This window comes from Sporomusa acidovorans (assembly GCF_900101845.1).
Lineage (GTDB): Bacteria > Bacillota > Negativicutes > Sporomusales > Sporomusaceae > Sporomusa > Sporomusa acidovorans.
The window spans coordinates 1-10,528 of the sequence record NZ_FNAM01000085.1 but is presented as its reverse complement, the minus strand read 5'-3'; the positions used below and the strand labels follow the sequence as shown (position 1 = coordinate 10,528).

The 10,528-nt window shown below is 48.1% G+C and carries 17 protein-coding genes; 15 read left to right on the top strand and 2 right to left on the bottom strand.

Features of this window, described 5'->3' with window-relative positions; genetic code table 11:
* Positions 1-441: 441 nt before the first annotated feature.
* The 12 genes from BLR65_RS27955 (at position 442) to BLR65_RS27910 (ending at position 7,373) form a co-directional block, all read left to right on the top strand.
* Entirely contained in the window at positions 442-1,065 is a 624-nt protein-coding gene (locus BLR65_RS27955) for an SDR family oxidoreductase (RefSeq protein WP_093797992.1), read from the top strand.
* Complete coding sequence (locus BLR65_RS27950) at positions 1,062-1,622, top strand: hypothetical protein (RefSeq protein ID WP_143122684.1); 561 nt, start codon at positions 1,062-1,064, stop codon at positions 1,620-1,622. Before BLR65_RS27955 ends, BLR65_RS27950 begins: the two co-directional genes overlap by 4 nt.
* The gene (locus BLR65_RS27945; protein ID WP_143122683.1) at positions 1,574-1,810 is read left to right on the top strand and encodes a hypothetical protein; all 237 of its coding nucleotides are present in this window, start codon (positions 1,574-1,576) and stop codon (positions 1,808-1,810) included. The genes BLR65_RS27950 and BLR65_RS27945 overlap by 49 nt, the downstream gene beginning before the upstream one ends.
* Positions 1,811-1,858: 48 nt before the next feature.
* The gene (locus tag BLR65_RS27940) at positions 1,859-2,224 is read left to right on the top strand and encodes an adenine nucleotide alpha hydrolase family protein (protein ID WP_093797986.1); all 366 of its coding nucleotides are present in this window, start codon (positions 1,859-1,861) and stop codon (positions 2,222-2,224) included.
* Entirely contained in the window at positions 2,179-2,940 is a 762-nt protein-coding gene (locus BLR65_RS27935) for an FAD-binding protein (RefSeq protein ID WP_093797984.1), read from the top strand. The genes BLR65_RS27940 and BLR65_RS27935 overlap by 46 nt, the downstream gene beginning before the upstream one ends.
* A 113-nt stretch (positions 2,941-3,053) precedes the next feature.
* Positions 3,054-4,217, top strand: a complete 1,164-nt coding sequence (locus BLR65_RS27930; protein WP_211285132.1) for an FAD-dependent oxidoreductase — start codon at positions 3,054-3,056, stop codon at positions 4,215-4,217.
* Positions 4,190-4,360 carry a hypothetical protein gene (locus BLR65_RS32000; protein WP_483881004.1) on the top strand — a complete coding sequence of 57 codons (171 nt, stop codon included), beginning with the start codon at positions 4,190-4,192 and terminating at the stop codon, positions 4,358-4,360. Before BLR65_RS27930 ends, BLR65_RS32000 begins: the two co-directional genes overlap by 28 nt.
* Entirely contained in the window at positions 4,357-4,659 is a 303-nt protein-coding gene (locus BLR65_RS27925; RefSeq protein WP_093797982.1) for a ferredoxin family protein, read from the top strand. The genes BLR65_RS32000 and BLR65_RS27925 overlap by 4 nt, the downstream gene beginning before the upstream one ends.
* 143 nt (positions 4,660-4,802) lie before the next feature.
* Positions 4,803-5,603 carry a substrate-binding domain-containing protein gene (locus tag BLR65_RS27920; RefSeq protein ID WP_093797980.1) on the top strand — a complete coding sequence of 267 codons (801 nt, stop codon included), beginning with the start codon at positions 4,803-4,805 and terminating at the stop codon, positions 5,601-5,603.
* A gap of 71 nt (positions 5,604-5,674) precedes the next feature.
* Positions 5,675-6,025, top strand: coding sequence for an ABC transporter permease (locus BLR65_RS30285; protein WP_169716842.1), 351 nt, complete (start codon positions 5,675-5,677; stop codon positions 6,023-6,025).
* A gap of 14 nt (positions 6,026-6,039) precedes the next feature.
* The gene (locus BLR65_RS27915; RefSeq protein WP_245693097.1) at positions 6,040-6,522 is read left to right on the top strand and encodes a PstC family ABC transporter permease; all 483 of its coding nucleotides are present in this window, start codon (positions 6,040-6,042) and stop codon (positions 6,520-6,522) included.
* A gap of 65 nt (positions 6,523-6,587) precedes the next feature.
* Positions 6,588-7,373, top strand: coding sequence for a PstA family ABC transporter permease (locus BLR65_RS27910; RefSeq protein WP_218130679.1), 786 nt, complete (start codon positions 6,588-6,590; stop codon positions 7,371-7,373).
* Positions 7,374-7,838: 465 nt separating this feature from the next.
* On the opposite strand, the gene BLR65_RS27905 is transcribed toward BLR65_RS27910, so the two are convergent.
* On the bottom strand, positions 7,839-8,225 hold the full coding sequence (locus tag BLR65_RS27905; protein WP_093797974.1) for a winged helix-turn-helix transcriptional regulator: 387 nt from the start codon (positions 8,223-8,225) through the stop codon (positions 7,839-7,841).
* 143 nt (positions 8,226-8,368) lie between these two features.
* Between BLR65_RS27905 and BLR65_RS27900 the strand changes: the two genes are divergently transcribed.
* The 3 genes from BLR65_RS27900 to BLR65_RS27890 all read left to right on the top strand — a co-directional run bounded on the left by BLR65_RS27900 (position 8,369) and on the right by BLR65_RS27890 (position 10,076).
* Positions 8,369-8,764, top strand: coding sequence for a pyridoxamine 5'-phosphate oxidase family protein (locus tag BLR65_RS27900; RefSeq protein WP_093797972.1), 396 nt, complete (start codon positions 8,369-8,371; stop codon positions 8,762-8,764).
* Positions 8,765-8,825: 61 nt separating this feature from the next.
* Positions 8,826-9,380: a DUF1638 domain-containing protein gene (locus BLR65_RS27895; protein ID WP_093797970.1), complete on the top strand. Its 555-nt coding sequence runs from the start codon at positions 8,826-8,828 to the stop codon at positions 9,378-9,380.
* Positions 9,381-9,410: 30 nt separating this feature from the next.
* Positions 9,411-10,076, top strand: a complete 666-nt coding sequence (locus BLR65_RS27890; protein ID WP_169716844.1) for a flavodoxin family protein — start codon at positions 9,411-9,413, stop codon at positions 10,074-10,076.
* Positions 10,077-10,321: 245 nt separating this feature from the next.
* Here the strand turns inward: BLR65_RS27890 and BLR65_RS27885 are convergent.
* Positions 10,322-10,528: IS3 family transposase (locus BLR65_RS27885; protein WP_143122681.1), on the bottom strand; the 207-nt coding region annotated here is incomplete at its 5' end.

The window sequence follows — 10,528 nt, the reverse complement described above, 5'->3', positions numbered from 1 at the left end:
AGTTCGTGGTAAGCATAAGGTCAGCGCTGTAGTTGGTCTCAAAATAATCGGGCATAATTTCCAGCAATTCATTACCTATCTAGCCAGAAAAACCAAGGAAACAATCAAGCAGGTAGCTACGTCATTTCCTACAACACCTCCTCAAGGGGTTAGTCTGTCCTTTTAACAGACGAGTAATAATTAGATCATTAATTTTAGGGGTAAGTAGCTTGGAGATGCAGCGACATATATACGTAATAGGAAAAGATGTGGCTGTAGCCGATTTAAAATTTACAGCAACAGTGATAACAAGGTCATAAATTAACTTTTCGCAGTACAATCATATATTTCCCAATTACAAGTCTCATCTTCAAAGGGTACTGCAATAACTTCATCAAATTGGAGATCCTGAAATACATAGTCTACGGTTACAGAAATACCGTAATTTAAATTGCAAAATTTATGACTCTGGCCCGTATTAGAGATGCGGGCGGCGAGGCCATCTTCGTGCAGGGGGATGTCAGTGTTGCCGCTGACGTACAACGTTTTGTCAATACGACTGTGGAGAAGTATGGTCGCCTCGACGTGGCGTATAACAACTCTGGCCTGTTGCCGGTGACGGCCAATCTGGTCGATCAGACCGAAGAAGATTTCGACAAAATTATGAATGTTGACCTCAAAGGCTTGTTTCTGTGCATGAAGTACGAAATTTCCGAAATGCTCAAACAGGGAGGCGGCGCGATCATTAACTGCGGCTCGGTAGCCAGCCTGATCGCGGACCCGGGAATGAGCCCCTATGTGGCGGCCAAGCATGGTGTAGCGGGACTTACCAAGGCTGCAGGCATTGAATATGCCAAGGACAACATCCGCATCAACGCAATCGCCCCCGGATTAACGGGAACCGAAATGACCAACGGTTGGCTGGCTGATCCGGCTATGTGCGAATTGGTCAAAACGTTCAACGCGGCCAACCGCATAGCCAGTCCGGAAGAGATTGCAGGCATTGTTCTTTTCCTGGCTTCGCCACTAGCATCCTTCATGACGGGTGCTATCTATCTGGTGGATGCGGGACAAACCGCGCATTGATCATTAAGGTTAAGGGGGACCCTATGAAAATCATCGTTGTGTTTAAATGGTCAAAAAATCCGCAGGACGCCCGGGTGGGAGTGGACGGAAGCGTTGACTGGCGGGGCGTGAAAATGGCGGTAAGCGACGACGACCCTGCGGCTATGGAGATTGCTGCCGCCATAGCCGCAGGCGGAGAGATTATCGGCCTGATGGTGGGCGACGGCGACGTGGCATGGGCTGCGGCCCGAAGTGCGGCGCGTACTGTGGTGGTCACTGACGCCCTGACGGATGTGGACAGTTCAGTGACGGGTGCGGTTCTAGCCGCTGCAATCCGGCGCGTTGAAGGCGTTGATGCGGTGCTTATCGGCGATTCCGCATGGGACTATGGTGTGGTTACCGCATTAACGGGACAGCTGGCTGGCCGGCCGTGGCCGGTGTTGTATCGGCCAAGATGGAGCAGGGATGTCTGCGGGTGGCGCGCAAGATGGGCAGTATATCGCAGGTGCTTGAAGTTAGGGGGCCTGTGGTGCTTGCGGTTTCGGCAAGCCGGGACGAGCAAAATGCACCGGGCATGAAGGAAGTTCTTGCGGCGCGCAAAAAGCCTGTGGAACGGCTGGCTTTGGCTCTTGTGCCTGCTGCTGCTGTCATTTCCAGGGGAACCAGGTTCCCTGATACGCCTCCGGCACGAATCATAGACGGGAACGATCCCGTGGCTGCGTGCGAACAGCTCATGGCCGCTTTGCGCACGGATGGTGTACTGTGAATACGTTATATGTCGTAGTCCCGTAACTGGAAGGAGATCGCAATAAATATGAACAACTGGATCATTATTATAGACGAACGCCGTGCCGGCGGCATGCTTGACGCGGCTCGCAGACTTGGCGGCCAGGTTGTGGCGGCTGTAGTGGGGCCGCGTGCCTTGGCGGAGAATATGGCTAAATTGGGTTTTGAGCGGGTGCTCTGTTTCGAACCGGCAGAAGGCATGCCGGCGGAAGCTTATGCTGCGCAAGTTGCCGATGCGGCCAAAGCCGCGGGACCTAAGCTGGTGTTGGCGTCTGACGCGCCGATAAGCCGCATGTTACTCGGTGCTGTCGCTGCGAAACTGAACGCCGCCCTGATGACGGACTCACCATGGCGCTTGAGGTCGGCGCTGATACGGAAAATTTGGGCCCAGTGATGATTATTCCCTGCGCGCGCACCAAAACACTTACCTCGCATGTTAGTGGTGCCGGTTCTCAGCCTGTGCTATGGGTTAATAAGACCGGACGCCGTTTCGCCAGCGAGGAAGTGGCCATGAGCTTCGCCGATGCGGGTAATACCATTGCCAAGCAGCCCGAAGGGGCGGTATACGCCATCATAGACGCCGACACCGTGCGTCACCTCATGGAGGAAGGTTCGGACATTGGTCTTGGCGACTTCATTGAGTATCATATGAAGCTTACCCGCCTTCAGGCGGAACTGGACCAGGACGTGGCCGAAGGCGTTGCTTGGAAGGGCGACACCATCGAGGCACTGGGCAAGGCCATTGGGCTTGACTCCGCCGTGTTCGCCGCGACTGTGGACGAATACAACGATGCGTGCGACAAGAGTTACGATCCGATGTTTTTTAAACCCGCCAAGTTTCTCCGCCCTGTGCGCAAGGGACCGTTCTACGCCATCAACATGGCGCCCAGTGTACTTGTGTCTGACGGCGGCATCCGTGTAAACGGCAACCTGCAGGTCACGGACAAGGACTACCAGCCCATTCCCGGTCTGTATGCCGTGGGCAACGAAGCCAGCGGACTCTACGGCGATACCTACAATCTGGATGTTCCCGGTACGGCCAATGGGTTTGCCCATGCATCGGGGCGTGTGGCCGCGCGGCATGTGATCAAGACTCTCAAGGGCGAATAAACGAATGTCGGGCGGCATGCAGTTCTGTCATGCCGCTCGCTCAGAAGGTATGCCCCGCAATATTGTCGTTCCCTGATGGTAGGGGACGGCAGAAAAGGAGGTTTCGGAAAAAGGTGGATGATGTTGTAACTACGGACGTTGACTTTGACGTCATCGTTGTCGGAGCCGGCGTGGCCGGTTGTGTCACGGCGCACCAGCTGGCGGCCAAGGGGCATTCCGTGTTATTGGTGGAACGGGGGCAGAGTCCTGGCAGCAAAAACTTGTCGGGTGGGGTATTTTACTGCCGCGTCATGGAAGAGGTCCTGCCGGGATTTGTTGGACAAGCTCCTGTAGAACGGCGTATTACCCGCAATTGCCTGAGTTTTCTTTCGCCAACGTCCTTTGTGAACGTGGATTACGGCGACGCGCGGTTGGGACAGTCCGTAACCGCTGTATCCGTGCAGCGAGCCAGACTGGACGAATGGCTGGCCGCCAAGTGTGAAGAGGCGGGAGCTGTGCTTATGGCGGGTGTCAGGGTGGATGCGCTGGTTATGGAACAAGAACGCATCGTAGGCATCCGTGCCGGCGGCGACGAATTGCGGGCTCATGTGGTGGTCGCCGCTGACGGGGTAAATTCGTTTATCTGCCGTAATGCGGGGATCCGAGGTCAGGAACCGATGAAACATTTGGCTGTGGGCGTAAAGTCTGTTATTGGCCTGCCCCGAAATGTCATTGAGGAGCGCTTCAACTTGACGGGCGACGAAGGCGTTGCCTATGCTGTGGTTGGCGACTGTACCAATGGCGTCGGCGGAGGCGGATTCCTATATACGAACCTGGAATCCCTGTCCATTGGCGTAGTACTCAGGCTTGATGATCTGGCCAGTAAAGGCGAAACGGCGTCGGAACTGCACGACAGATTTTTATCCCATCCCGCCATTGAACCCTTTCTCAGGGGAGGAGAATTGTTAGAATACGGGTGCCATATGGTCCCAGAAGGCGGTCAGGCCATGGTCCATGACCTGACAAGACACGGACTGGTGGTGGTCGGCGATGCCATCGGGCTGGCACTGAACACCGGCTGCACCGTGCGCGGCATGGACTTGGCCGCAGGTTCCGGCCTGGCCGCCGCCAGGGCCATAGACAGCGCGCTGTTGAAGGGCGATTTTTCGAAGTCTTCTCTGGATGCTTACTGTGTGGAACTGGACAATATTTTTGTGGGCAAAGACATGCGCACCTATGCGCGAGCGCCCAATTTCTTGAAAATCCACGCATGTATGGAGCCTATGGACAGTTATTGAGCGATCTTATGTATGGAGTATACAATCTTGACACGACTCCGCGACAGCACTTGCTTCCTAGTACCATGAAGACGTTGAAAAAAAGCCCCCTGAATTTCTTTCACCTGATTAAGGACATGTATACAGGAGCGAGGGCATTATGAGTAAGAACAAGACTCCATTTGGAACAGTTACCGAGCGGCTCGACAGGAATCGCTATGAAACGGATGTGGAACAGTCCCACATTCAGATTGATCAGAAGGCTGCAGCGGCCACATGTGCCGGGCCTCTGCTGGTGCGGATTTGTCCCGCGCATGTTTATTCGCAACAACCGGACGGCACTATAGGCGTTTTATATGCGGCCTGCCTTGAATGCGGCACCTGTTTGGCGGTGGCGCCCCCTGGAGTGCTTTCCTGGCACTATCCGCGTGGCGGCAAGGGAGTAATCTTCCGCGAAGGGTAGGTGAGGGCGGTGTTCACTTCTTTTGTGAATACCGCCTTTTTTGAGTATTGAATGAAAAGATGTATCTCTTGAACAGAACAAACAGGAAAAAAAACTATCCGAAAGACCTACAATAAAAGTCCGCAGACTCATCTTCGTTATACATTTTAATTAAGATCGGCGGCTCAAGCACACTGGCGCCGGTAATTGCAAAGTGTGCTGATGATTTTACAGAAAAATACAAAACGTGGAAGAAGGTTAAGGATAGTTTTACAGATGAAGCAATAGCCATCTTTGTTGCTACCGGCGGATCGGGTTATGGCGTAAAGGCGGCTACGAACGGAACCGTTGACATAGGACTTGTATCTCGTGTTATAACAGATGTGGAAAAACAGAAGCTGCCTAATCATCAGTTTTATACTTTAGGCTATGATGCACTTACAATTGCCGTAAGTCCGCAAAATCCAGTCTTAAAGGTTAAGCCGAATCTTACTACAGACGAAGTTAAAAGAATTTTTTCCGGTGATATAAAAACCTGGAAGCAGCTTGATACCGCGTTGCCTGACCGGCCGATTGTCTTAGCGATACGTGACTTGGGAGGTGGAGCGAGTCAGGCTTTTGATGAGGCTGTAATGAAAGGAACACCAGTGTCCAAAGAGGCTGTTCAATTTCCGTCAATGGGCGCATTAGCTGGCAAGGTCCAAGAAAACGTAGATACAATTGGTTATGTTTCAACCGGCCTTGTGAAACAAAGCCAAGGTAAAATTTCCGTACTGTCTGTAGACGGTGTTGAGCCCAGTACGGACAATATTGTAAGCGGCAAGTACACGATTTCCCGTTCCTTAATTATTGTAACAAAGTCTCAAGCTGATGAGCGTGAACAGTTTTTCATTAATTATCTTACATCTGATAAAGGGTATAAAACCCTAGAAGAAATGGGTTTTATACCTGCAAAGAGTAAGTAACGTTGGGCTAAATGGTCAAAAGGGTAGTTGAATTAACAACTACCCTTTACTAATGGAGATGTAATTGATAAATGGCACTTAAGTGGATATGTATGTTTTGCTCATTAGCTGCGATTGGTGGCTTACTAGCTATTTACTTATTTATTGCTGGAGAAAGTTTAGCAATCTGGAAAGATATTGGAATTATTAAACTTCTTTTCTGCAGTGATTGGCAGCCGGCCGGAAACCCTCCCCAATACGGTTTTTTTTCAATGATAGTAAGTACATTGTGGTCTTCGTTAGGTTCCATATTTATTGCTGCTCCGCTGGGAGTTTGCTGCGGTATTTTTCTTTCAGAGTATGCTCCGGCTGCCATCTCCGCCGTAATCCGCACCGTGTTATATATATTGCAGGAATTCCGTCGGTGGTTTACGGTTTTTTAGGAGCAAGCGTAATCTTGCCGTTTTATGAGCGTGTAATCGGAGTGCCAAGTGGAGAATCATTGTTTTGTGCGTCACTTGTGCTTGCGGTAATGGTTGTCCCTTATATTGCCACAGGTACTTACGGAGCTTTTCAAAGTATTCCTGAAGAATACCGGGAAGCCGGAAATGCTTTAGGTGTAGCTAAAGGATACTTAATCATTAAAATACTCGCGCCGTTAGCCTATCAAAACATGATTAGCTCGATAACGCTAGCTTTTGCCAGAGCTGCCGGCGAGACCATGGCTGTGTTAATGCTTGCAGGCAATACGTTAACAGTGCCGGTTTCTTGGTTTGCCAAAGGTGAGCCGTTATCGGCCCTAATAGCACTGGAAATTGGTACTGCGGAGGTTGGCAGTCATCAATATCAGGCTTTGTTTGCTGCAGGTTTAGTACTTCTGCTTTTTGTCTCCTCTATTAACTTTACTATTTATTACTTAAACGAGAGGAGAAGTGTTTGATGCGAAGGCGGGTATATTGCGAATATATATGTAGAGTGTGCTTTTGGGGTGCAGGATTTTTTGTAGTGGGTATTCTGGCAATTATTTTGGGGTTACTTATATATCGGGGCGGCGGCGCTCTTTCCTGGGAATTTTTAACTTCTGAGCCTAAAGGCTTGTTTTTGGGAACCGCGGGTGGTATTTTTCCAGCGATACTAGGAACTTTTAGTCTGTTGGCGATTGCAACCGTGGCGGCAGCTTTTCCGGCACTGTTAGTTTCTATATATATTGTTGAGTATGGTAATGGGGCGTGGTTTGCAAAATTCTGTAATTATGTGGTTCAGAGCATGGTGGGGATACCGTCAATCCTAATTGGTTTGTTTGGCTATTCCTGCTTCGTTGTTTATCTGGGATTTGGAATTTCGCTGCTTGCAGGTGGGCTTACTCTTTCTGTTATGATTTTTCCAACAGTAACAGTGCTGATGCGGGACGCCCTAAAAGCTGTGAATGGTGAGTACCGCCTCATTGGAGAAATACTGGGTGTTTCAAAAGGATATATTCTAAAAAAGGTGATATTGCCTGAAGCAAGTCCGAATCTGCTAAGCGCCGTATTGTTGGCGATGGGCTATGCTGCCGGCGCAACAGCTCCGATAATGGTGACCGCCGCTGTAATCTTAACGCGAGGAGGCATTAGCCTGCACAATCCTGTCATGGCATTGCCTTTTCACTTATATATATTATTCAGCCAGCATGTTTCTATCGAACGAGCCTATGGAACAGCGCTGGTACTTGTGCTTATGCTGCTATGCATTAACAGCCTAAGCCAATATTTACGTTATAGGTACGAAAAGAGGGTAACGCACTTTGATTGAATTGGTGGCTTTCGACGTATTTTGTAATAAACAACAAATTCTTCACTCTATATCGGCTGTTTTCCGCAGTAGATTTATTAGAGGGATTCTAAGAATGATAGTGTTTAATCTACCTAGCGATCTTGAATGTAAGAGATAGGGGACGGAGGAAATGTCTTTATAGGACGGAACCACCGTTCCCTCGCCTTCTCTGTCCCTTGTAGGTCTAAACTCAATAAAATAACCAGAATAAGCGAAGCCCCGCTCTTAATAACGGGGCTTCTGTACTTTGCGACGATATCACAGTTATCAGGATGTGATATCGTCGTTTATTTTATATCACTTAGAAGTTTTTATCTGTGCAATACTGATATATTTTTATCCTCGAATTTACTAATTGCTGCTTCATTATTTAGAAGTTATTTGTACTTAGTAATAAGTTTAGCTTAAGTGAAGCGCGTTCTTACACATTACCAAACAAAACTACTATTTTATCGATTTGCATGTGGCGCAGAAAGCCGCGCATGTCTTATCCTCTTGCATATGGCTTCCGCCCCATTCGGCCAATTTTATCAAGGGTGGAATAATGCTTTTACCTTTGTCAGTCAGCGTATATTCAACTCTGGGCGGAACTTCATTGTACTGCTCACGGTGGACAATGCCGGATGCTTCCAATTCTTTTAACGATTGAGCCAGCATCATATTTGTGATACCCGTCAGCTTACGCTTGATAGTGCTGTACCTTGTTGGCAGGCCACTGGCAAGCATACAGATAATTGGCAGCTTCCACTTGCCACCCACAATATCTATCGCATAGCGAATCGGACAAAGCAGCTCTTCGGCATAGGCTTCCGTCGTAACCTTCTTGTTCATAAATAGTCTCCTTATTAATGGTATGGTTTTTCATACTTTATCATTATTATCTGCGTACTTGTATCAAATTGATTTTGTAATATAATAATACCATAAAGCTAATCGACTGGCAAAATGAAAAATGATTAAGGAGTGATTTTCAAGTGAAAGAGGTTCTGAATTTTTTAAAGGAAAACAAAGTGTTTTATCTGGCAACGACGGATGGCGACCAGCCGCGTGTTCGGCCAATGGGCTTTGTCATGGAGTATGACGGAAAACTGACTTTTGGCACTTCCAATCAAAAAGACATGTGCAAGCAGCTTGCGGCCAACCCTAAGGTGGAAATCTGCTGTGTCGCCGCCAACTACGATACCCTTCGCATCTGCGGCAAGGTGGTGTTCTGCACTTCGGAGCAGTCGCAGCGGAAGGCCCTGGAGGTAATGCCGGCGCTCGGCAAGATGTACGCCGTGGGCGATGGTAAGTTTGAGCTATTCTCTCTGGACAATGCCCAGGCCGTTTGCCAAACCATGTCCGGTGAAAAGAAAATATTAACTATTTAAGCTGCAAAGGCGACCGTTATATTCCACAATTCAAGCATGACCTTTACAAGGAGTGGACAGCATGTCAAAAAAGTTGCTATGCTGCGAGATTCTGCGCAACGAGATCGAACAACTTCTACAAGGAAAAAATATTGAGGTAGAATATCTTGAAGCCGGGCTGCACACTGACTTCAAGAAACTGGAAGCCGCCGTCAACAATGCTCTGGAGTCAATGGGAAACTGCGGCGTATCCCTGGGTTATGGGACAATGTGTCACCCCGCAATGGAGGCAATCGCATCTGCCAAAGGCTCGAAGGTTATGCAGGCGAAAAATTGCATAGAAATGCTGTTAGGAGACCAATTGGCAGAACTGGATGCCCAATCCCGCAGCTTCTATATTACCGGTGGCTGGCTGGCGAACTGGCGAAAAATATTTGTTGAGCAGCTGCACTGGGATAAGGTTGACGCCCGCCAGAACTTTGGCTTTTATGAGCGTATTCTCTTACTTGATACGGGTCTGGTTCCAATAGATGAAGAAAGAATATTGGAATTCTTTGACTACACCGAAGTGCCTATTGAAATTCTTTCAGTCAATTTGGATAACCTGGAAAAGTTACTGTTGGCTGCTCTTGGGTAATTGGCAACATACGATATGGAGGATGAACCGATGAAGATATTAGGCATATCCGGCAGCCCTGTCCCCGCAAGCAACACCGATCGATTAGTCCTGCAGGTGCTGAAAGCAAGTGGATTAGACTTCGAGTTTATAAAGCTAAGTGATCTCAATGTGCGGCCATGCCTAGCCTGTAAAGCCTGTGTGGAAGATAACATCTGCAAAGTCAATGATGATTTTCCGGCACTGGCGAAGAAAGTACGGGAAGTTCAGGCTCTCATAATCGGCGGTTATACACCGTACAGAGTATTGGATGGTTTTACTAAAGCTTTTCTGGAAAGACTCTGGTCAATGCGGCATTTACATAGCGTAAATGAAAATAAATACGTTATCACGATCATTTCAGGGCTGTTTAAGGAAGTCAGGCAAGCTGCCCTGGAGGCTATAAAGACGGAACTGTTCATGGAAAGAATGCATCATGTGGCTGAACTTGAGATCGAAGGAAATGTTCCTTGCCTTACCTGCGGCTATGGGGATGACTGCAAAAACAGCGGGATTCCCCATGTATTTACTGACAAAATAAAAGCCTCCGCCGACCATTGTGTCGCTGTGGAGAACCAGCCGGTATGGAAAGAAGCCACCAAGATAGGCACTTCTTTGGGGCAGTTTATCCGTAGTGAAATTGACTTTATCCCTCGCATTGAGCCTAATTTATATTAAAAAAAGAGTGTTGTTGTGATACAAAATTACCAGGAAGCAGCTGATTGCCCTGAAGAAGCAAGGTGAGGCGTAATCTGCTTCGTGACAACACTTGATTTTATGCTTTTTGAGGAGGGCCTGGGTCTGTCACAACAGAAGTAAAGGGTATGTTACGGTGATTCTTCCGGACTAGTGGTACTATGTCAAGAAAAAGTACAAATTAAAACGAGTGGTTAACCCCAGATTATTACATAAAATTGACTATTTTATGCACCTACTTTTGATTTTATAATGTACTCTTTTTCATATTGATTAGGTGATTTATATTCACAATGACTGTGAATACGTACAGTGTTGTAAAAAGTTTCTATATATTCAAATACAAGTTTATATGCTTGCTCATAATTCCTAATTCTAAAACGATTTAGCCATTCGCGTTTAATCAAGGAATGAAAGGATTCTATGCAGGCATT

What these genes read in the sequence shown, in the direction of transcription:
- BLR65_RS27935 (WP_093797984.1), top strand. Translation starts at nt 2,179, where the DNA reads ATGGCGCTTGAGGTCGGCGCTGATACGGAAAATTTGGGCCCAGTGATG.
- BLR65_RS27905 (WP_093797974.1), bottom strand. Translation starts at nt 8,225, where the DNA reads ATGAACAAGAAGGTTACGACGGAAGCCTATGCCGAAGAGCTGCTTTGT.
- BLR65_RS27955 (WP_093797992.1), top strand. Translation starts at nt 442, where the DNA reads ATGACTCTGGCCCGTATTAGAGATGCGGGCGGCGAGGCCATCTTCGTG.
- BLR65_RS30285 (WP_169716842.1), top strand. Translation starts at nt 5,675, where the DNA reads ATGGCACTTAAGTGGATATGTATGTTTTGCTCATTAGCTGCGATTGGT.
- BLR65_RS32000 (WP_483881004.1), top strand. Translation starts at nt 4,190, where the DNA reads ATGTATGGAGCCTATGGACAGTTATTGAGCGATCTTATGTATGGAGTA.
- BLR65_RS27940 (WP_093797986.1), top strand. Translation starts at nt 1,859, where the DNA reads ATGAACAACTGGATCATTATTATAGACGAACGCCGTGCCGGCGGCATG.
- BLR65_RS27925 (WP_093797982.1), top strand. Translation starts at nt 4,357, where the DNA reads ATGAGTAAGAACAAGACTCCATTTGGAACAGTTACCGAGCGGCTCGAC.
- BLR65_RS27895 (WP_093797970.1), top strand. Translation starts at nt 8,826, where the DNA reads ATGTCAAAAAAGTTGCTATGCTGCGAGATTCTGCGCAACGAGATCGAA.
- BLR65_RS27890 (WP_169716844.1), top strand. Translation starts at nt 9,411, where the DNA reads ATGAAGATATTAGGCATATCCGGCAGCCCTGTCCCCGCAAGCAACACC.